We start from the raw sequence: 22,794 nt of genomic DNA on the forward strand, positions 1-22,794 counted from the left end.
CCCTTTCTAAAAGTACTCTATTATTTTTCCCCAAAAGTTTCTTCCATTCGTTTAATTGGGTCGTCTTCCATCTCCGAACTCCAATAGATTACTTGCTGGCAATTTAGCAATTCTTTCTTCAATATTTCATACTCAACATTTTGTACCGAAGTTTCATTTCTAATAGCAAGTGCTGCTGCAATTGCTGCAGACTGGCCTAAAATCATAAACACCGGTTCCATTCGAATAGACCCATAAGCAATATGCGAGCTGGACAAACAAACTGGGATTAATAGATTTGTACATTCCTCCGATTTCGGACGAATAGATCGATATGAAATCTCATACGGTGCAATCGGTACTTCCACATCTCCTTCATTCACACATCTACCTTCAATAACAACTCGACGGCAATTATGAGAATCCATATGAAAGGAAGCCAAGCCAATAGAATCATTAACAAATTCCTGTTTTAAACAATTACGATCAGTCATAACATAATCCGATATCATTCTTCTAGCTTCTCGGATATATAACTGATGTGGCCAATGTCCTGTACCCTCAAATTCATCCTTTGGTAGCCCCCATCCAGAGACTTCATCACGTATTGACTGTGGAACTTCAGGTTCATTCGACAAAAAATACAATAATCCTAGGTCATAATTCAAATGGTCTTGATATATTTGTTCTCGTTTTTCATAGCTACCTTCCGGCCATTCATAATTCAATCCAATATTGTCTGTCGAAATTGCTCCGTGATTGTTTAAATCAGACTTACCATTCGGAAGTGCAGTGTGCAGCTTCATCGCATCCCAAACACCTGCTTTTATGTAGCGAAGAAGTAATTGATACCGATTCGGATCATAGACAGGTGGTTTTGGAAAAGGAATACGATTAGTTTCATCGTTCGTTAAACAAATACGAAAATTATAAGCTTGGATTCTATGATCTCCCTGCCCCTGAAAGCCAAATAGATGCTGTTGAGTTTCTGTAATACCTTGTAAAAGTCCTGATTCTGGCTTACCTTCCTCGACATACGGGTCTATCCACTTTTCAAACTTATGATGTGGAGCACCAAATTGCACACCATTATAAATTTCTTTATAGGTAGCATTTGATTCTCGTCCTACAAAATATGAAACTCCAGCGAGCGCTAGTAAATCGCCTTCGTATGTACAGTCTAGAAATATTTTTCCCTTATACGAAGTGCCATCCTCCATCTGTATTTCAGAAATTTTAGCATGAGTTTTCCTCACAATTTTTAGGTGTTGTCTATAATATACGGGAATATCATACTTTTCCATCCATTGATCAAACACTTGACGCGCAGCTTTTGGTTCAAATTTCCATTGCTTTTTTTCCTCATAATATTGTGCGATTGCATCGTAAAATTCTCTTGAAAGTCCTCCTATTGCATCCTCCGCACCTAGGTCCGTTGCTCCTAATCCACTTGTCGTCATCCCACCAATATTGTCACTGAATTCGGCAATAGCTACTGTCAAACCCATTCTCCTTGCTTGAATAGCCGCGGTTATACCTGCAGGAGTTCCTCCATAGATAACTAGATCCTTTTCGACAACAGACGGGTTTTCCTTTTTTTCAGTTGGCACGTAATAGTGTAAATTACTAAAATCCATTTGTGAAACCTCCATTTACTACTTTTCTTTTCACTATCCCTTACTTCCCCACTCTTCAGCATAAATTTTGTTTATCAGCCGAAGATAGTAAATATAAAATAGAGTCATTTCTTTTGGAGAAAAAGAACTATAGTTATTCTTCGATTGAAGGGCCAGTAATGATTCTATTTCAGATAACTCAAAAGTAGATAAATACTTATCTGCTTCCTTAAGTTCCGTTAATATTTGTAACGAAGACTCAGATTTCAGAACTTTTTCTGGATCAACAACTCGCGCTGGAAATAGGGGGACATTCCATTTAGTATATGGAGAAATTAATTTCTCTAAATCTAATAGCATCTGTTGAAAAACTTCTTTCTCTTCCTGGAAGACAGAGAAGTACTCTTCTAACACAACCTCATATTTTTCACCCCACGATACACCGGAATATACATAATTATTTAAATGATGAATCCACTTCCATGGATAATTAACAATTTCTTCAGTAGTTTTTTGTTTTCGATGCACTGGAACGATAAGATTTAAAACACCTGTTATTTGTAATTGCTTGTAATCCTCTAAATCACTCGCAATTCTCGTTAGAAGTGGCGGGAATAGTTCGCTTAACATAAAATGATCACTGTAATATTCTAAGACTGTTAACGAACGTCCCTTCACTTCTGCTTGCGTGTTCCAGTCCTCTAAATTACGCATTGCTCTGACTTGGTTAGGTTCACTAGAATTCAGTGAATTGGAGTAATCCCTCCCCCAATAGGCATATAACACATCTACTTCACCAGATACCTCCGTTTGCTTTCTTTCGAGCATGTCCCAGGAAAGTCCAGCATTATAAACTATATATTCTACCTCGACCGCTAAGTTAGCAGCTTTTAACGAATATTTTATTTTTTCTGTAAATCGAATATAATTAGATAAAAATCCATCTGCATTTTTTTCTTCTATCCCTACATCTTCTGGCCATAGCGAGATTCTCGTTATTACTTCATTATCTTGACAAATTGATACAATTTTATTAATCACTTCATCTTGAAGAGCTATATTTTCCCCAAAAAATTGGAGGTTTTCATAGTTATCTAAATGGTTATTCTCTTTTTCATTTTGAACAATGCCAAGTAAATACTTTAGGCTATGTCCACCCAACGTAACTTGCACACCTCGTTTTTTTAACCCTGAAGTAACATAGGATTTAATTTCATCCCATAGAAAGAAAGTGAAGAAAATTTCATTTTGACCATTTTTCACCCCCCAATCAATGAGCGAATTTATATACCCTGGATCGTTAATCGTCTCCAAAATATTTCCACGCCTACTAAACATCGGTTCATGAATAAATAACCCCTTATCGATACCATGTTCTTGCTCTACTAGCTCTTCTTTATCCAAGTGAACCCACTGGTAGCCTAAGAACTTTTTACAATACATATATACACCGTATAAAAGAGCTCTTGGCTCATTTCCAATAATCCATAAATCATTTCCGGTGGGGATGAATGCAAATCCCTCAGCACTAATATTTGGAACCTTTTCTGTTGAAACCAATTTACGATATTGAGTAGTAGTAATTAAGATAACTCGATTATCAGCTTCATTTGTTTCTGCAAGAAAGGTTTGATCATGTACGGAGCATTTGTAACCTGCTTTTTCTACTAATCTTTTTAACTCTCCAACTGCAAATAGAATAGTTTCGTGACTATGACAATAAATAATTTTATGCACAATTATTAACACCTTTCTAAGAAGATTGCCAGATATGCTCTTCAGTGACAACATTCTTCCACGATGAGTTTCTCCATATGAAAGCACTAGAAAAATTAAAGAAAAGTTTTTTCCTTTTCTAAAATTCTGGAGCAATCGTGCTGCTGGAGTTTTTACAGAAAATAAGGGGAAAAATTGCTTTTATTACCTCAAAACAACTTGCAGTCCTTTATACATCCTTTAATATTACTGCCTCTTTTAACTCACTCGAATCGTATGCAGCTAATGCGACTTCTAATGACTTTAGTCCATCGAATCCCGTTATCGAAGGTTCTTTTCCTTCTCTTATGCAATTCACAAAATCCAAAACCAAACCGAAGTCCATATTATTACCAAAGAAATGATGTTCTAGTGATTTCTTTCCGTTAGAAAAAACCCTAAAATGTTCTTTGAAAGCATCTACCTTCACCGTCTTTTTTGTACCAATTACTTCAATTGTTACATCTCCCCAAGTTGGATATTCCGCAAAGCGAGACCAGCTTGCATCATGAGAAGCAATTACACCATTTGCAAATTCTAAAGTGAGTAAGCCAACGTCATCGATGTCGATATTGTGGAAGTATGAATCGACATAGGATTTAACTTCCACAACTTCCTCGTTTAAGTACCAGCGCATTATATCTACCATATGCACTGTATGATCTAATACTGCCCCCCCACCTGACTGGTCTACATCAATAAACCATCCTCCTGGATTTTGACCACGATTTGTTGTTCGAAAGGCTAGTATTTCTCCTAACTCACCTTTATCAATCATTCTTTTAAGCTCTTGAATAGGAGAGCTAAATCGTACAGGATATGCAATTTGCAGTGTAACATTATGCTCTTTGCATGCTTCAATCATCTCTTTTGCATCTTTAATATTAGTTGCGATAGGCTTTTCACACAAAACATGTTTCTTTGCTTTAGCAGCATTTAGTACCATTTCTTTGTGGCGAATATTTTCACTACAAATAATTACTGCATCCATACTAACGTTCAAAAAATCAGCCTGACTAGAATAATGGGGAACATTATATTTTTTAGATACTTCTTTACCTCTGTTAATATCTTCGTCAAAAATTGCTGCTATCTCTACATTTGGGATTTTCTCTAAGCTGTCCGCATAGCTATAAGCATGCATATGCGCAAAACTCATTATTCCAATTTTCATTTTTGCGCACCTCCATCTAAAAGTTTTTGGAAGTCGTCTATTTGCATTATCATTTTGTCATCTATTACTTTAGCGGAAGATAGGATAGCATCTACCGAATAAGTTAATGGGAGTAACGTCTTATCGTTTGGAATTACTGGTTTCATTTGATCACTATCAAACTCAATAATATTTTTAATGCCACTCCATTCAACCTCAATTTTTTCTTGATCTCCGACAGTATATTCGATATGGGCCATTGTTCCACCCCCAAAATTGATCATGATAATGATATGTCTGGGAGCTTTGGATGAATCAGTCTTCTTTATATGGATATCTTTTGGGACACCAAATAATGACGAAAATACATATAAATCTCCAGCAATTAGTGGCTGAAGATTTTCTCTATTAATAGTACGCCTGAACCGGAAAACTCCTTTAGGATTAGCATCATTCTTTACAATCTGTGCGAAACTCTGGAAAAATGAAAGGGCTTCCAATTCGAAATAGACGAAAATTTGCTCATTCCTGTATTTCTCCATTAATAGGCTGTATGGTAAATAGATATTTTCTTTTTTTCTTGCTAAAGCTTTTACATATTGATCCGTAGCAACTAAATAATTTGTATCTTCTTTACCATTGTCTTCAATTTCATCTAGTGATTTTAAAATAATTACATTTTCTACAGTGAAGGAATTTTCTGTTTTTTCTATATCACGTAAAATAATATTAGCGATGATCATCGCCCCCTATTCTTAGCAACTTCCTTAAACGATTAACTGCTTCTTCATTTGCTAACCTTGCATCTTCTACCCCCTCATACTCTATCGATAGCCACCCAGTGTATTGAATTTCTTTTAATCCATTTACAATATATTCAAGATTTACTTTACCATCTCCCGGAATCACTCCGATTAGTTCGATTCCTTCTGTTGAATGAAAACCCTTCAATTGCTCATTTTCTTCTTTTTCACGGAAATCTTTAAAGTGGACATGGACTATATCACTCTTCATCTGTTCAAATGCCTCCTCAGGTGGCTCATGAACAAGCAAAAAATTTCCCGTATCAAAGGTCGATTTGACGTAAGGACTATTAACTTCTCGGATTATATTATTTACCTGTGTGCTTTTTCCCGCTAATAATCCATGGTTTTCTAGAGCAAGATAGACTTTTTCTTTTTCTGCTACTTCAGCACATCTTCTTAAGGCATTCACTATTAACTCAGCACCATTTTCAAAAGATAAATTCTTATGCAGATCACCACAAAACACACGGACTATATTAGTACCTAGCTTTTTGGCAACCTGAATACCATCTAAAACCTTGAGTACCTCTTTATCCTGTTCTTCTTTAGAATCCTTTACAAAATTATTGGAAACATCATAAGCAGATACCTTTAAATTGTTTTTCTTTAAAGCTTTTTTTACTGATTCAATCTCCTGCTCCATATCGCCAGGATTTTCCCAGTAAAAGTCTAGTAACTCTACACCATCTAAAGAAATTCTCTTTGCATAATCAATAAAATCAAGCACAGACCAATTTTCCTTCTGTACAGTTGTAGCTAAACTGTACATACTTACACTTACCTTCATCATAATCCCACCTTTAGATAGCATTTACCAAATGTTTCATGATAAATGATAATTTATTTTCTTCGTGAAATGGATTACTCTCATGTGTGAATTGCGGATATACTTCGATCCTTTTTTCGGTTGATGACAAATGATTGTACGCAGCGAAGACCGTGGAAGGAGGTGTTACTGCGTCCTCAAGCCCTATTGTCATTAGTGTTGGACAAGTAATTTCATCACAAAAATGAACGGAATCTACATAACCTAAAGTACGCATTACGTGATCGTATGTTTTATATTGAGGGTCAGATAGCTTAAAGTAGTTTACAATCTCCATGTACGGCCCTAAATTCGCAACTTCTAATGCGCGCTCAAAATGTGCGTTAAATGGATAGTCGGCAATCACAAGATCAATATTTCCAACGAGTCCCGCTAAACTAAGAGCTAACCCACCTCCCTGTGAAGAACCTATTAATCCTAACTTAGTCATAGTTACTGGGGCATCGGCAGATCTTATCCATCTCTGTAGCATGAGAAGATCTTTATATACATTTGTATAGTAATAATTTGTTGGTTCCTGAATCCCATTTAGCATCCATCCAGGAAATCTACCGCCACTTATATATTTCGCAAAATCAGGAGACCCACCTTGACCACGAACGTCAAAGGAATATACAGCTACACCCAAAGAAGTCCATTTCAAGAAGTCAATCGGCATTCCATGACTTCCTGTATAACCATGGAAGTTTATAATAACAGGACACTTATCTACAGACTTTGGCTTTATCAAGAGCCCTGTTAAAGGAGTGCTATCCCAACTTTCAAATATAATGTCTGCAACCTCTACTGTTGGTACAGGATAATTTCTCCATACCAGATCTACATTTGGAAGAATTGATATTAAACCATTCTTTTGATTCTCCCAAAATTGTTTAAAATCAGTGGGCTTATTAGTAAGCTTTGGCTTGTATTCTCTCAGTGCTTCTATTGGTAAATCTCCAACCTGTCTTCCCATAATTTATCCCACACTACCTTTTATTTATCTAGATTTTTTGATAAAATGATTCGGGCCACTCCAACTCAAAACCATCATTTCTAAGTTGATCTTGGAAATCCACTAACAATTGTTTGTTTTCGCGAACCTCTTTTGGTATTACGTCATTTTCTAAACAAAATGCCACTAATGCTCCACATGCTTCTCCTATATTCCATTCAGTTGGGTGCAAACGATAACAGCCATTCGTTATATGTGTAGTTCCAATATTTTTACAACCTGCCAATATATTATCTGCATCCTTCGGAATAATTGCTCCTAGTGGAATATGATACGGCAAAGCTTGAATATCGAGATATGTGCGTCCAGACATACTAGGATGTAGATCAATACTATATGAGCCTATGCCAATTCGATCCTCATATAGCTTCCCTGTCTTTCCATCATTATATAGAGGAGAAACATCTTGTTCGACAATCGTATATTCAGCTTTTATACGTCTAGATTCTCTTATATAAGGAGCTTTTGCCAGTCCATCTTCGGTCCCAAATATTTCCTTACATAGCTTTAACCCAGGATATCCTTTGCCTCCATCAGGTCTTGGAGCTTCCGTTTGTAACCAATATAAGAGCGATAGACTTAATTGTTTTGCTTGATATATATTTTTTTCTTTTTCTTCTATTGATACATCATAAATATTGCCTAAAAAGTAATCACTTTGTGGCCAATTCATTAAACTAACATCTTTTGAGGCATCAAGAGAACAAAACTGATTTTCATCATAGATACGACGATACTCCCATAATGGAAATCCATTTTCTTCTCTGAACAACGTATACCGTCTCTTTTCTTTCGTTATTGGATGAGGAGCAAAGAAACTCAAATATTTTTCTGGCCATATATTTGGATGGAAATCTTTCCAAAATGTATACATTTCCGGCTTCTCGATAACGTGATTTTCTCCTTCTCGATTTTCCATCGCGAGTACATAAGTAAAAGCTTGGATATCAATAGGATCTGCTTCTTCTAAAGCATTAGGTTCATGCCAATCACTCTTTCCTTCTGCTCCCGTAATGTATGGAAGATTCGCTAATGGAAGTAAATCACCTGATTCTGTCGCATCTATAAAATATAAGGCAGTAAACGTATCTTCTTTCCCTGTTGTAATGCTCTCAACTGAAACATCATATAGCCGTCTGCCTGCTCTATTCACGGACCTCACTACAGAATTTAACTCAATGGTTAGTAAGTTTCTTAATACATAGGGTAAAAGCATTTCATTTAATACTTGCAAACTGACTCGTGGATCGTGACACAAATTACTCACTAAACCATTTCCAGGATTAAATTTATCATTTTTCTCTTTCGGATCCATCATTTTCGTATAAAAATCTCTTATTTTTTCTCGATATGTTCGATATCTTTTAGTAGATCCGAATTCTTCAATCCATGGGTGTTCATCAGGAGGCACTCCTTGTGAAGTAGACTGCCCGCCGATCCAATCTGTCTCCTCTATTAAGATTACCCGTAATCCTTTGGCACATGCCGCTACAGCTGCTGCACAGCCACCTAGTCCTCCTCCGACTATTACCAAATCTATTGTATTGTTCATTTATAAATATATTTCTTTCCCAGTGTTAGATGATTCATATACCGCACTTAACATTTTCATTATTTGAACGCCATCTTCAACTGGAGCCAACGTCTCTTTTCCCTCTAAACAGCATTCTACGAAATGATTTATTTCATTTGTAAATGCACCAACAAAGTCAAAACTTAAATTATCGATTTGAGGAGTAATGTTTAATATAGTATTATTTTTCTCCGTTACTATTGCTATCTCTGGTTCTATTTCTGCTCCACCTTTTTCTCCAAACAACTTAACATAGAGTTCATCTTCCTTTGCATGCAGCGTAAAGCTAACATCGACATATAAAGATGCACCATTTTCAAATCGAATAAGCGCGTTCGCTAAATCCTCTACATCATTTAAGCTAGAATCATAGTCTGCAGCCTTGTAAAATGACAGATTTTCTATATTGCTTCTGTTCCCTAACTTAGCGTATACATTCCCACTTACCGAGACCGGACGCGGTTTCCCCATCAAATACCAACAAATATCAATCATATGCACACCTAAATCTAAAAGTGGTCCCCCTCCAGATTTTGAGCTATCACTGAACCAACCCCCAGGATTCCCCAATCTTCTTATACAAGATGCTTTTGCATAATATATTTCTCCAAGCTCACCCTGATCGATAAATTGTTTAAGAATTTTTGTATTACTTCCATGTCTTCTAACAAATCCAACCTGTAATATCTTCCCGGTTCTTTTTACAGCGGCTTCCACAGCCAATGCCTCTTCAACTGTTAAACTAAGTGGTTTTTCCACAAGCACATGCTTACCTGCTTCCAAGGCTGCAATCGCCATTTCTGCATGTGTATTATTCCAAGTACAAATACTTACGGCATCTATCTCACTATTTTGTAGTAGTTCAATATAGTTGTTATAAAGATTTGTAACTCCGTATTTTTCACCTGAATTAGCTAGACGTTGTTCATTGCTATCACATAGTGCAACCAGCTGTGCTTTCTCGTTCCCGATATAAGGATTAATATGAAACTCTGATATAGAGCCACCACCGATTACTCCAACCTTTAACATAGTATCTTTCCTCCTTTTTCTAACTGTTATAAGCAATAATGGACGTTAATACCTGTGATTTTTTATCTATTAAATCCTTATAAGCTCCCGGGGCACTATTAAGATCAACTATTTCCGTTAAAAATGGTTGAACGTCTATCCGCTTTGTATTAACTAAGCGAAGATACTCAGCCACGTTTCTACCTTCCGTCCAGCGTACATACCCATATGGATAGTCCATAGCTTGTAACTCATATTGCTTATCATACCGCCCTGGCCCACCAGCTCGAGAAATTAGGATTTGAGCTTCTTTAGCAAACATAAGTTCACGAGGGAAATCTGGCTCTATATCCCCAACAATTACTACTTTCCCTTGGTTCCTAATCCACTTTAAGCTTTCATGAGTTAGGGGTGAACGCTTGCCACCTGCACATAATAAAACTGCATCTGCACCTTTATTATGTGTTGCTTTCATTAGTTCATTTTCCATATTACTCATCGAAGAAAAAGAGCTTATTCCGTCATGCTGAAGTATACTTACTCGCTCTTCTGAAATGTCTAGTGCAATAACATTGAAAGCAGCTGCATTAGCTATTTTAGCAATCATTTGTCCTAGTAATCCTAAGCCGACCACAACCACAGTTTCTCCAAATTCAAGTTTAGCCACTCTTAATGAGTGAATTGCAATTGCTCCTATACCAGCTAAAGCAGCTTGTTTCGGCTCCATATCCTCAGGTACTTTAGCGCATAATGTTGTCGGCACTAGAAGGTACTCCGCATGCCCTACGAATGGTGCCCCGTAGCAAGCTACTATATCTCCAATCTGATAGTCTAAGACACCTTCTCCACATTCTTCCACGACTCCCACTGCACTATATCCTAAAGAGATTTCCTTACCTTCACTTACTCCGATAAGTTCAATCTCTGTTCCCGGAGAGACCGCCGAAAATAGGGTTTTTATCAATAAAAATGAAGGTTTGATTGTTGGATATTCTCTATCTAATATTTGAACTGCACCATTACTTGCAATAATTGATTTCATTTGACACACTCCTTAGTTGGAGAACCATTTTTTCAGATTATCTTTTACAAAAGCATCGTCATTTAAGTGTGGATACTCTGCATACACCCGATCAATCTCTTCGAATTGGTTTGGACTTAGTTTTTCTTTATCCAATAAACACCAATTCCCTTGAAGTAGTCCTTGTCTCTTTAAAACCTCATTAATCCCAGCAATACTTCCTTTGAATTGATTGTTTGGATCAAAAAAGGCAGCATTTGCATCTGTTATTTCTTGGCCTAATGTTAACAATTCACTAGGAATTTGCTCCGCTGATTTATATGTAGAAATCTTTCCAAATATCTCTACGGCTGTTTTTGTCCAAACCGACCAATGACCAAGTAGTCCTCCAACAATTTGTTTCGTTATTTTTTTATCTCCAACTCTAAATTTATAAGTTGTTAATAGATCATTTACTATATTGTCATCATTGCCTGTATAAATAGCTATTTCTTCATTTCGATCCGAGTTACATACCGCACGAATAACATCTATCGTTTGATATCTATTAAAGGGTGCAATTTTTATAGCATGAACATTCGATATATTTGCTATCTCTTTCCAAAAATCATATGAAAGAACCTTTCCCCCAACTGCTGGCTGCAAATAAAATCCGATTACAGGAATAATTTCCGATACCTTTTTAGTGCGAGCGATTAACTCGTCCTCTGAGACATCTTGTAATCCACCCATACTTAGTAAGCCAAGGTCATAATCAATTCTTTTTAAAAAGGTTGCTTCTTCTATCGCCTGTTCTGTTGGTCCACTAATACCTCCAATTTTTATGAAGGAATCAGAGACCTTTGCTTTGGTTATTTCTTCCATCGCAAGAGTTAATACTTTTTCGTACAAATTAAATTGAGGGTCTCTTATTTCAAACTGAGTTGTATGGACACCAACTGCAACCCCTCCAACTCCAGCTTCTATATAGTATCGGGTTAGTGCTCTCTGACTAGCTTCATCTAATTGTCTATCCACAGTAAGAGCTAGTGGATGGGCAGGAATCATCGCGCCTTTTAGCAAGCTTTTCTTTACTTCTTGCTTCAACATTAGAACGCCCCTTTTCTCTCTTGGAAGTGAGTTGGCTTATTGTAAGTTTCTCCTTTATTTATTAACCAATCAGCTGTCATATCAAGCATTTGCTGAAGCGATACTTTTGGATAGCCAAATAATTTATGTGCTTTAGATGCATTATTCAGCAATGCGGTATTCTGTTCTTCATTTACAAATACAGGAGAAACGTTAAAGCGCTTCCCAAATTCCTCCGCTAACCAACGAACAGATAGTGTTTCAGGACCTGTAATATTCAATAACTTTGGTGGAGTGTCACAGTGCAATAAAGAGCGAACTGCATATTCATTTGCGTCACCTTGCCAAATAACGTTCACACTTCCTGTTGTTAGATCCACCGCTTTACCTTCTAAAACACTTTTAGCAATTTCCAATAAAACCCCATACCTTAAGTCAATTGCGTAATTTAAGCGAAACAGGAGCATCGGAGTATTGTTTTTATGAGAAAAACTAGATAATACACGTTCACGACCTAAGCAAGATTGAGCGTATTCACCAATTGGATTTGGTGATACTTCCTCTGAACAATTTCCATTAACTACATTTGTTAAAGGGTATATATTCCCAGACGAGAATGCAACGATTCTCGAATTTTTATACTTATCAGCTACTCTTCCTGGTAAATAAGCGTTCATTGCCCACGTAAAATGTTCGTTGCCTGTAGTACCAAACTTATTTCCTGCCATAAAAATAACATTTTTTACATCAGGGAGTGATTGCAACTCTTCATCAATAAGTAAATCTACCGCAATTGTCTCAATTCCATAATCCTCAAGTTCTTTCCTTAAGTCTCCTGACGAAAATCGAGATGCACCAATTACTTTTTTTTGTATACCAGCTTCCGTAATTGCACGTTTTGTCATTTTCGCTAAAGTAGGTCCCATTTTTCCACCCACTCCTAATATCAATATATCTCCATCTAGTAATTTAATATCCTCAATTAGTTCTCTAGTTGGCTTCGTCATAAAATCCTCTAATTCTGTTAACGTCTTCATTTAATCACTCCTGATAATTTATCTATTATTATTTATTTATTAAAGGTTAAGTCTTTAAGTTGTCTTTAAATAATCAAATTTCAATAACTTCTTCAACATTAGTATTTATAATACTTTTTGACAATTTAACATGTAGAACTTAAGATAGATTAAATATTACATTTAGAGACACGTTTAGTTAAAAACTGTTTGTAAAATAGGAGGAATAGCATATGATAAGTAAACATGCATTCAATGATACTTCTGATATAAAAATAGGAATTATTGGACCAAAAGATTTAGTGACTAAAACAAAAGAAACTTTAATGGCCTTCCCTAACTTCAATCCTGTTTTTCGAATTGTTGAACAGGACAGTCAAATTTATGACATTACGAAAGAATTATTAAATGATGTAGAAGTTTTAATGTTTACAGAATTTCATGCTTATAATATCGCTAAACAACTCTTCGACTTCAAGATTCCGGTACATCATATGCCCCTTATGGGCACCGGACTTTACAGATCGTTATTTCTTATAAAAATTGCTAATCATTTAACTAGTTTATCTATTGATACTTTTGACAAAAAATATATTGAACAAATTTTATTGGAACTTGAAGAAGAAAACTATGATTTATATGTGCACAAAAGCAATACTACTAGTTTAGAAATTAATGGGATTGTTAACTTCCACATTAATAACTACAGAACTAATAATTCAATTGCACTTACAGGAATAAAAGATGTAGCTATGCAACTAGACAATCTTAAAATTCCATATCAATGGGTAACACCCACACAGCAAGATATGATCGTATCTTTTGAAAGAGCTTTACTAGCAACAGACACTAGAAGAAACAAAGAATCTCAAATTGTATTTGGATTAATCAATATCGATAACTTTAAAAATGTCACAGCGAAATATTCCTCCGAGCATGATGTGCAATTATTAAAATTGAAGTTGCAACAAATGCTACTAGAGTATATTAAAATGCTAGATGGACATCTCATCAACCTAGGCGGCGATGAATATTCTTTTATCACCACTCGTGGTATTTTTGAGCGTGAAACAAGAGGTTACAAATTTATTCCCCTTTTACAAGACGTGAAAAATGAGCTTGGTGTAACGATAAGTCTCGGCGTAGGTTTCGGCCGAACAGCTGCTGAATCTGGAAACCACGCAAGATTAGCTCTTCGACAATCACTCGATTTAGGCGGAAATGTCTGTTACATAGTACGAGAAGACCAAAGTGTTTTGGGCCCAGTAGACATAACCACCTACAAACAATATGAACGATATAATTTGGCGATTACTGATCCACAATTACTAGACAAAGCAGAAAAAGCTGGAATGTCCGCCTCCTATATGACAAAATTAATGGCTCGTGTCTCCAGGCATAAAAAAATTGAATATACCGCTCAAGAGTTAGCTTCCACACTTAATGTCACAATACGAAGCGCAAACCGTATTCTGTTGAAATGGACTGATGCTGAATTAGTCGATATTGTCGGAGAAGAAAAAGTAACTCACAAAGGAAGACCTCGCCGCATTTATCGGTTAAGTTTTATTGATGAAGAATAACGATAATACCTTTCTTCCAATGTTGGGGTGTTCCTTACCCCTTCTTTTTAACGTTAAATAATTACCTCTTTCCCACTGCAACTACTTTCAGTAGCCGCTTCTATAAAGCGAATAATTTCTATCGTTTCTTCTAAAGGAACTCTAGTCTTTCCATCTGCGAAAAACTTCATTATTTGCTCCAGCAAACTTGCATAATAAGGTTTTATATCCAAGTCTACATTCACATATTCACTGCCTTTTTCAAAATGAATCACTGCACCAAACTGGTTATTTCCCTTTCGATTCCCTCTTACTGTTCCTATCCGCCCATCATTCCACACAGCTGTAAGTACGTCATGGTCAGCTGTCTTAACTGTTTTTACCGATTTTGCTCCTTGACCTAAAATTACAAATAGCATTTCCACTGTATGAATTCCATACCAAAAGTAACCTGCTTGGTTTAATTCCATCGGTCCAAAACAATCAGCTCCAATTACTTCTCCTTTTTCTGAGTTTTGCAGTATACGAGTTAAGCTTTCTGAAAATCGGAGTGCCGATGAACTCATTAAAGGCGTACCGTGATCCGTAGCCAGTTCTACCATTTTTTTCGCCTCTTTCGTATTTAAACTAAAAGGTTTATCAACAAAAATCGGTTTTTTCCATGCGATTATTTCTTTTAACTGCCTATAATGAACTGCGCCATCTACTGACTCCAGTAGGATTGCATCACTATTTTTTACTACATCTTTAATTGATAAAACAATTTCAATAGCGTAATTGTCCCTTAATTCATTTGTGAATTTTTCCGCTCTAGTTTTACTAAGTTCAAAATCGTCTGATCCACCGCGAAAAGCAATAACAACTTTCCCACCCTTAATATAATAAGGATTATTCGAATCATTTAAGAGCTTCGTGAAAACAACGACATGGGAAGTATCTAAACCGATAATACCAATGGATAGTTGTATGATCGTAACTCCTCTCCTTTATTAGCTTGGATTTACTTCAAGCCTGACATTTGAATTCCTTCGGTGAAGAACCGTTGGAAGAACATGAAAATAAGAAATGTCGGTATAAAGGATACTGCCGATCCAGCCATTTCAATTCCGAAGTTACCTTCTTTTCCTAAGATGGATGCCAACCCTAGTGTCACAGGGAACATTGTTTCTTGAGTCAAATATATCAATGGTTGGAATAGATCATTCCAGTTAGAAATAAACGAAAATGTGCCGACTGTTGCAACAACAGGTACGGATAACGGTAAAATTATTTTAACGAATACTTGAAGATCATTAGCCCCGTCTATATAGGCTGCTTCCTCTAGATCGTTTGGTATACCTTGTAAAAATTGTCTTACTAGAAATACTCCCATAATCCCCCATATTTCGGGCACAATTAGCGCCCAGTAAGTATTAATCCAACCAAAATCGGAAAACATAATGTACTTAGGGATGATTAATAGTTGTTGGGGGATCATAATAACTCCCATGAATACCCAAAATATAAACTCTCTCCCTATAAACTGCTTCTTAGCAAAGATATAACCCAATATCGCACAGAATAACATTTGACTAAATACAGGGATTACCGTAATAACAACAGAGTTCCATATCCAGCGTAAGAACAATCCATCATTCAAGATATATTTATAGTTTTTTAATGTAGGATCATCAGGTATCCAAAATAGCGGATCTAATTGAGCATATTCAACTTCTTTTAAAGAACCTAAAATCATAATGATAAAAGGCATTAAAAAACAAAAACCTAAAACAAATAAAGCTGTATATGATATTACTTTTTTCACTATTTTTCATCCTCCTTTCCCAGAAAATCAATAATGATTTGATTCCTTACCGAGATATCTTCTCTGTATCAGTGAAATTATTAAAATAATAAAGAATAAAACATATGACAACACTGCTGCATAGCTTAAGTTAAGACTTGTAAATCCTTGAGTGTATAGGTAATACACAATGGTTGTTGTAGCATAATTAGGTCCTCCACCAGTTAACAAATACGCAGAATCGAAAATCTGGAAGGAACCAATCGTAGTAGTAATTGCTACATAAAAATGAATTGGTTTTAATAATGGAAAAGTGACATTCCAAAAAATCTTAAATGGTGATGCCCCATCAATTCTCGCGGCCTCATATAATTGCCGATCAATGGACTGTAAGCCAGCAAAGTAATATATCATCGTACTACCAGCTACTTTAAATACACTTAAACCTGCTAATACAGCAAGAGCTTGACTTGAATCAGAGAGAAACAATTGTGGTTCAATACCAACAAATCCAATAATGTAGTTAATCATGCCTTCTTCTGTTCCTCTAAACAGCCAACCCCAAATACCTGCAATGATTACAAATGAAGTAACAACTGGAAGGAAAAATATCCCTTTAAAAAATTTAGCACCTCTTACACCTGAGTTTATAATCAGTGCCAATATTAGGCCCAATGCCATCGTTGGCACTATATAATAGATAGAAAATTTGACCGTATTCCATATAGCCTTCCATGCCAGGGTATCGCTAAATAAATACTTCCAATGCTTTAAACCTACAAATTCTGCATCCCCAATTACTTTCCAATCCATAAATGTAAGATAGAAGCTCAATAAAAATGGATATACTTGAAAAATTACAAAGTGAATTAAAATAGGGATTAAAACAATATAAACAATCGAATTTTTCTTCCACTCTTTCTTCAACCTTACGAAAAGTGGTAACTTTTCTTTTTTAGAAGTCAGTGTATTACTCAGTGTAATCACCCTTTCCTATGTAAGTTAATAAGAGAGAGCTTGATCTCTCTTAGATCAAACTCTCCATTAACTGTTATTAATTTACTTTGGCTTTAATAGCCTCTGCCGCAGCATCTGCTGCTTCTTTAGGAGTTTTCTTACCTTCCATCATTGTCTGCAACTCCGCTTGGATTAAAGGCATAATTGTACGACCTTCCGGATGAATAACTCCTGGTAGCGCAAATTCTGTATACGATGCAAGCTGCGCCATATACTCTTGATCCCCAAAAATATCTTTTGCAGATTCTCTAGTTGGAATATACTGTGTAACCGTATTAAATTTGCGTTGGTTTTCTGAATTCGTCATTATTTTAATAAATTCAGCCGCTGCTTCTGGATTATCTGTATTAATCGGAGCTACAAACATTCCAGTAGTTCCATAAGTAACCTGCTCTTTGTTTTTCAAAGGTGGAGCAATAACAAATTCAAACGTATCTAGATCTAACATACGGCTAACAGAAATACCTGAGCCTTGTACGGAAAGCATTTTTCCACCATCCCATAATGCATTATGTTCCATAGCTGTAATGGAATCTTTTGGAGTCCATTCTTCTTGGTACATTTTGTTAATAAATGCAAATGCTTCTACTCCAGCTTCGTTATTGATCAATACTTCACCGTCCTCTGTCAAAACATCCCCACCAGCTTGCCATAAGAATGGATATAGTGTTCCATTCATAGATCCTCCACCTTGGAAACTTGTTGCATAGTAACCTTTTTCTTTTGCTTTTATCGCCCATGCTTCAAACTCGTCCCAAGTTGTAGGTAAGTTAGCTGGATCCTCACCGATTGCTTTCACAATATCCACATTATATAAGTAAGTATATGCTTCTTGAAGAATCGGAAGTCCGTATACTTTATCTTTCCAAGTAGTTGAAACTAAAGCCGAATCCACAAAATCATCCATTTCGTTATCTTCCAAATATGGGTCTAATTCTAATAGCATTCCAGCTTCTGCATATTGTGGCATCTGGTCTGGAATAGCATAAAATACGTCTGGTCCATTATTAGCAGCAAGAGCAGTTAGAACCTTTTGATCTCTATTTGCCCAAGGAATCTGTTCAAAGTTAACCTTTACTCCAGTTTCTTCTTCATAAGCAGCAATTATTTCATCCCACATAACACCTTCTGTTTCCTGATCACCTGTAAATGGATGAGCCCATACTGTAATTTCTCCGGATATACCCTCTTCGCTAGTATCCCCTTTTGGTTTGTCTCCCTCTGCTCCTTCATCGCTACAAGCAGCTATTAAAGTACCCAATAACAATAGTAATAGAACTAAACTAAATTTTTTCATCTCTTTGACCCCTCTCAAATTAGTTAATACAATATCCCCAATGCCCGTTACACTATTACTATATTATTTAGGCCTCCCTTCAATTTGTAATAGACATACTATTACACTTGCAATTAATCATATGATGAATAATGAGCCGAAAACATTTCGGGTACGGCGCTCTTATGTCAACGAGTTCATCAATTAAAATTCACTTTACATTTAACTTAATATACAGAAATTACTAAATTGTTGGTAAACTTTTTTAAAGCATATATTATTTTTTATAAAGAGACAAGTCTCTTAAGTGTCTTTAATAGCTCATTTCATAAAATAGTCCTTATTACTTTTTTAATTTTTTTATATTGTCTTTTGGTCCGTTGTTACATATAGTAGAGTTCAAGAAGGTGGTGGTCCAATGAATTGGGAGAACTTTAATACGATTGCGTATAGAATAATAAACTTGGCATACATAAATATTTTATGGATCGTTTTTAGCATTGTCGGATTAGGTGTTTTTGGACTCTTTCCAGCTACTACTGCAATGTTTGCTATCACAAGAAAGTTAATTATTGGGGAAAAGGATTTCAAAATATTCCCTGCATTTTGGAAATATTTCAAACAAGATTTCCTTAAAGCTAACGGCTTTGGTATATTTATTCTGATAACTATTTATTTACTTTATTTCGACTTTAAGTTTGTAGAACAAAGCAATAACTTTCAATTTCTAATACCAATTTTACTATTCATATTAATATCTTTTATAGTCACATTAATATTTTTGTTTCCTGTTTATTCACACTTTAAGTTACGTTTCTTCCAATACATTAAACAGTCCTTCTTAATCGCAATCACTTCACCTATTGAATTAATTGCAATTGCAGCTTCAGCATTAGTAATCTATTTTGTAATGACCATATTCCCTGGGGCTATTCCATTGTTTTCCGGTAGTGTTTTTGCATATATCTCTACCATTCTAAGTTTTAAAGCCTTTAATAAAATTAACAAGAAAAAAATACACTCACTGAAGTCCATTACATAAATTAATCCAAACAAAAAATGCACCCATGTACAGCTATTGCTCTCTAAATAATAGCTGTACATGGGTGTTTTTTTAAGATCAATTTATTTAACTTTACATCAACTTGAAAGAACCTAAAATTTATTGTAAGATTAATTGTTTACTTTTAACTACAATGATTAGGAAGTTTGGTGGAAGAAATTGAATACAAAAGCATTAATACTTGCGTTATTTACAGTTACTATTTGGGGTTCTTCTTTTGCGGCAATTAGCGCTAGTTTACAAGGGGGCTATTCGGCAGGACATTTAATATTAGTTCGGTTTCTGATTGCCTCTATTATATTTCTTGTTATCGCACTTTGGCCAGGAGTTAAGTTTAAGTTACCCCAAAAGGAAGATATATTAAAGATAGTCATTCTTGGTTTTATTGGGATTAATATATACCATCTTTGTGTAACCTTTGGACAACTATCGATATCAGCTGGAACGGCTGGTATGCTGATTGGTTCTGCTCCTATTTTCACGACGATTATTGCAATTATTGTATTGAAGGAACGCCTAGGAAGAATTGGTTGGTTTGGATTGGCATTTGGATTTGTCGGCATTCTATTAATTGCTTTAGGGACAGGCGGGGGTTCTTTGGATATTTCACCTGGTGTACTTTTAGTTCTTATTGCAGCCTTTTCAACCGCCATCTTTTTTGTTTGCCAGAAGCCTCTATTTAAAAAGTATAGTGCCATAGAGTTGACAGCTTACTTCACTTGGGCAGGTACGATTCCTTTTTTGTTCTTTGCACCTGGACTTTTAGAAGGAATTCAGCATGCAACTTTAGAGGCTAATTTATCTGCTGTTTATATAGGAATATTCCCAACTGCAGTGGCATATTTAACTTGGGCTATGGCTTTGTCCTATAGTGAAGCTAGTTCCGTTTCGAATACATTATATTTAGAACCAGTCGTTGCAATTGTTGTGACATGGATTTGGTTGCAAGAGCTTCCATCTCCCCTTTCGATTGTCGGAGGATTCGTAGCTATAACTAGTGTCATTTTTGTCAATATGTATGGCAAGAAACATCGACTAAAGCTCTCACAACAAGCTCCCGTCACGACTTATAGATAAGATAGACATACTCTAATTGAAGGGAAGTACGATACATGAAATCTCCTTTTACATTTAACCATACAGCACCAAACACCGCGGTACAAAAACAACAACCAGCCTTATTTTTACTTCATGGTATGGGGAGCAATGAAACAGATTTACCACAACTAGTGAAGGATTTCGAGGGTACACATCATATTTTTAGCTTACGCGGTCCGATCGTTCGGAGCCCCGGCTACTCATTTTTTGAAATTGAAGAAATTGGCAAGCCTATAAGGGATATTTTCGATAAAGTCGTAACCCATATTCAAGCATTCATTCGCGAAGCAATTACCGAGCACAACTTGAATCCTGATGACATTACGATATTAGGTTTTAGTCAAGGAGCCATCCTTGCGCAAACTTTGGCGCTAACAATGGGAAATGAAATTAGTAAAGTGGTTGCATTAAGCGGCTATATCCCTGAGTTTGTTAAAGCAGAATACTGCAAGCGTGATATCCATCATCTATCCATCTTTATCTCTCATGGCGATTATGATTATGTAATCCCATCACAATGGGGGCTCGACAGTAAAGAATATTTCGAAGCTGCGGGAGCTAAAGTCACTTTTAAATCTTATAACGATGGTCACGGGGTTACACCAGAGAATCATCAGGACTTAGTAGCATTTTTAAATAAAAATTAATTATTTTAAGAAGTCGAGAAAAATGGGCCATACTATTTTTCTCGCTCTTTTTTTATTATGCACTACCTGGGAATATTCCATTGGTTTTTGCCGTTCAACTTAATAGCAATAGCTGAATAATTCTGATAAAATTATACTATCCTCTGCTAATAAAGCTTTGGTTTTTTTGAAACTTATTACAGCATTTCGTCGTATATATAATATGACTAAAATTTGGAGGTAAAAAAATGGGTATTAATTTAGTTAAAGGTCAAAAAATTGACTTAACAAAAGGTAGATCTTCCTTATCAAGCGTTATGGTTGGATTAGGTTGGGATCCAGTAGTAAAAGAAAAGAAAAAAAGCGGCGGATTTTTAGGTGGACTATTAGGTGGTGGTGGCGGTGCTGCTGGCGCTGATATAGATTGCGACGCTTCCGTAATACTTTTAGATGAAAAAGGAAAACTACTATCGAAAGAAAACTTAGTCTATTTTGGAAACAAAACAAGTAAAGATGGCAGCGTTGTCCATTCAGGCGATAATCGTACTGGGGATGGCGATGGTGATGATGAAGTAATAAATGTGAACTTAAGTGCTATTTCACCATCTGTACATAAGTTGGTGTTTGTAGTTAATATTTATCAAGCGAAACAAAAGAAACAGGATTTTGGCCTTATTCAAAACGCCTTCATCCGTCTTGTAGATAGTGGAAGCAAAGAAGAATTAATACATTACAATTTAACAGAAAATTACGCTGGGAAAACCTCTTTATTCCCTGGTGAACTTTATCGTCATGGATCAGATTGGAAGTTCTCTGCAATTGGTGAAGGTACATTGGATCTAGATATCGGTTCTATTGCAAACAAATACTTATAAGGAGTGGTAAACAATGGGCATTAATTTATCAAAAGGACAAAAGGTAGACTTAACAAAGTCAAACCCAGGCTTAGTGAACGTAACAGTTGGATTAGGTTGGGATACAAATAAGTATGACGGAGGAAAAGACTTCGATTTAGACTCATCGGTATTCCTTCTTGGTAATAATGGGAAATGTGCTACAGAAGCAGACTTTATCTTCTACAATAATGCAACTGGTGGTAATGGTTCTGTTGTTCATACAGGAGATAACCGTACAGGTGATGGAGATGGCGATGACGAGCAAGTAAACATTAACTTATCGACAGTACCATCAACTGTTGAGAAAATTGCATTTAGTATAACAATTCATGATGCCGAAGCTAGAGGCCAAAACTTTGGCCAAGTAAGTAATTCATATGTACGAATTTTAAATGCAGATACACAAGAAGAAATAATTCGCTATGATCTTGGTGAAGACTTCTCCATTGAAACTGCAGTCGTTGTCGGCGAGCTATATCGTCATAATAACGAATGGAAATTCAATGCAATCGGAAGTGGATACCAAGGCGGTCTTGGAGCATTAGTTTCAGATTTCGGCTTGAATTAATAACTTCTCTCAAAAAGCAAGGGCATGCTTCCTTGCTTTTTGTTTTAGTATCTAGAAGAATGCTGAGGTATTTGGGTATACCTAATA

Annotated in this window: 21 protein-coding genes; 6 read left to right on the forward strand and 15 right to left on the reverse strand. The window is 36.0% G+C overall.

Features of this window, described 5'->3' with window-relative positions:
- Positions 1–20: 20 nt before the first annotated feature.
- The 11 genes from LDK52_RS07245 to LDK52_RS07295 all read right to left on the reverse strand — a co-directional run bounded on the left by LDK52_RS07245 (position 21) and on the right by LDK52_RS07295 (position 12,839).
- Positions 21–1,616, reverse strand: coding sequence for an FAD-dependent oxidoreductase (locus LDK52_RS07245; RefSeq protein WP_277585281.1), 1,596 nt, complete (start codon positions 1,614–1,616; stop codon positions 21–23).
- A 33-nt stretch (positions 1,617–1,649) separates the two neighbouring features.
- Positions 1,650–3,332 (reverse strand): alpha-glucuronidase family glycosyl hydrolase, encoded by a 1,683-nt coding sequence (locus LDK52_RS07250; protein WP_277585282.1) that lies wholly within the window; start codon positions 3,330–3,332, stop codon positions 1,650–1,652.
- Between the two features lie 208 nt (positions 3,333–3,540).
- Positions 3,541–4,524, reverse strand: coding sequence for a Gfo/Idh/MocA family protein (locus LDK52_RS07255; RefSeq protein WP_277585283.1), 984 nt, complete (start codon positions 4,522–4,524; stop codon positions 3,541–3,543).
- Entirely contained in the window at positions 4,521–5,246 is a 726-nt protein-coding gene (locus LDK52_RS07260; RefSeq protein ID WP_277585284.1) for a hypothetical protein, read from the reverse strand. The genes LDK52_RS07255 and LDK52_RS07260 overlap by 4 nt, the downstream gene beginning before the upstream one ends.
- Entirely contained in the window at positions 5,233–6,096 is an 864-nt protein-coding gene (locus LDK52_RS07265) for a sugar phosphate isomerase/epimerase family protein (RefSeq protein WP_277585285.1), read from the reverse strand. Before LDK52_RS07265 ends, LDK52_RS07260 begins: the two co-directional genes overlap by 14 nt.
- Before the next feature lie 13 nt (positions 6,097–6,109).
- Positions 6,110–7,090, reverse strand: a complete 981-nt coding sequence (locus tag LDK52_RS07270) for an acetylxylan esterase (RefSeq protein ID WP_277585286.1) — start codon at positions 7,088–7,090, stop codon at positions 6,110–6,112.
- 28 nt (positions 7,091–7,118) lie between these two features.
- Positions 7,119–8,681 carry an FAD-dependent oxidoreductase gene (locus tag LDK52_RS07275; RefSeq protein WP_277585287.1) on the reverse strand — a complete coding sequence of 521 codons (1,563 nt, stop codon included), beginning with the start codon at positions 8,679–8,681 and terminating at the stop codon, positions 7,119–7,121.
- Positions 8,682–9,734, reverse strand: coding sequence for a Gfo/Idh/MocA family protein (locus LDK52_RS07280; RefSeq protein WP_277585288.1), 1,053 nt, complete (start codon positions 9,732–9,734; stop codon positions 8,682–8,684).
- Positions 9,735–9,753: 19 nt separating this feature from the next.
- Entirely contained in the window at positions 9,754–10,755 is a 1,002-nt protein-coding gene (locus tag LDK52_RS07285; protein WP_277585289.1) for a zinc-dependent alcohol dehydrogenase, read from the reverse strand.
- A 12-nt stretch (positions 10,756–10,767) separates the two neighbouring features.
- Positions 10,768–11,823: a dihydrodipicolinate synthase family protein gene (locus LDK52_RS07290; protein ID WP_277585290.1), complete on the reverse strand. Its 1,056-nt coding sequence runs from the start codon at positions 11,821–11,823 to the stop codon at positions 10,768–10,770.
- Entirely contained in the window at positions 11,823–12,839 is a 1,017-nt protein-coding gene (locus tag LDK52_RS07295) for an NAD-dependent epimerase/dehydratase family protein (RefSeq protein WP_277585291.1), read from the reverse strand. The genes LDK52_RS07290 and LDK52_RS07295 overlap by 1 nt, the downstream gene beginning before the upstream one ends.
- Before the next feature lie 212 nt (positions 12,840–13,051).
- Here LDK52_RS07295 and LDK52_RS07300 point away from each other — a divergent pair, with 212 nt between their 5' ends.
- On the forward strand, positions 13,052–14,401 hold the full coding sequence (locus LDK52_RS07300; RefSeq protein WP_277585292.1) for a GTP cyclohydrolase IIa: 1,350 nt from the start codon (positions 13,052–13,054) through the stop codon (positions 14,399–14,401).
- A 53-nt stretch (positions 14,402–14,454) separates the two neighbouring features.
- Here LDK52_RS07300 and LDK52_RS07305 read toward each other — a convergent pair whose 3' ends face one another.
- The 4 genes from LDK52_RS07305 to LDK52_RS07320 form a co-directional block, all read right to left on the reverse strand.
- Positions 14,455–15,351: a Gfo/Idh/MocA family protein gene (locus LDK52_RS07305; protein ID WP_320415350.1), complete on the reverse strand. Its 897-nt coding sequence runs from the start codon at positions 15,349–15,351 to the stop codon at positions 14,455–14,457.
- Positions 15,352–15,380: 29 nt separating this feature from the next.
- Positions 15,381–16,184: a carbohydrate ABC transporter permease gene (locus LDK52_RS07310; protein WP_277585293.1), complete on the reverse strand. Its 804-nt coding sequence runs from the start codon at positions 16,182–16,184 to the stop codon at positions 15,381–15,383.
- Positions 16,185–16,211: 27 nt separating this feature from the next.
- Positions 16,212–17,147, reverse strand: a complete 936-nt coding sequence (locus tag LDK52_RS07315; protein ID WP_277585330.1) for a carbohydrate ABC transporter permease — start codon at positions 17,145–17,147, stop codon at positions 16,212–16,214.
- Between the two features lie 70 nt (positions 17,148–17,217).
- Positions 17,218–18,477, reverse strand: a complete 1,260-nt coding sequence (locus LDK52_RS07320; protein ID WP_277585294.1) for a sugar ABC transporter substrate-binding protein — start codon at positions 18,475–18,477, stop codon at positions 17,218–17,220.
- Positions 18,478–18,874: 397 nt separating this feature from the next.
- On the opposite strand from LDK52_RS07320, the gene LDK52_RS07325 reads away from it, so the two are divergent.
- From LDK52_RS07325 to LDK52_RS07345, 5 genes are all read left to right on the forward strand, one after another.
- A complete protein-coding gene (locus LDK52_RS07325; RefSeq protein WP_277585295.1) occupies positions 18,875–19,498 on the forward strand; it encodes a YesL family protein in 624 nt (207 codons plus the stop codon).
- A 180-nt stretch (positions 19,499–19,678) separates the two neighbouring features.
- Positions 19,679–20,596, forward strand: coding sequence for a DMT family transporter (locus LDK52_RS07330; protein WP_277585296.1), 918 nt, complete (start codon positions 19,679–19,681; stop codon positions 20,594–20,596).
- Between the two features lie 35 nt (positions 20,597–20,631).
- Positions 20,632–21,264 (forward strand): alpha/beta hydrolase, encoded by a 633-nt coding sequence (locus tag LDK52_RS07335; protein WP_277585297.1) that lies wholly within the window; start codon positions 20,632–20,634, stop codon positions 21,262–21,264.
- Between the two features lie 227 nt (positions 21,265–21,491).
- Positions 21,492–22,118, forward strand: a complete 627-nt coding sequence (locus LDK52_RS07340; RefSeq protein WP_277585298.1) for a TerD family protein — start codon at positions 21,492–21,494, stop codon at positions 22,116–22,118.
- 13 nt (positions 22,119–22,131) lie between these two features.
- Positions 22,132–22,707 (forward strand): TerD family protein, encoded by a 576-nt coding sequence (locus LDK52_RS07345; RefSeq protein ID WP_277585299.1) that lies wholly within the window; start codon positions 22,132–22,134, stop codon positions 22,705–22,707.
- Positions 22,708–22,794 lie beyond the last annotated feature (87 nt).

Origin of the sequence: Psychrobacillus antarcticus (assembly GCF_029533155.1) — a bacterium.
Lineage (GTDB): Bacteria > Bacillota > Bacilli > Bacillales_A > Planococcaceae > Psychrobacillus > Psychrobacillus antarcticus.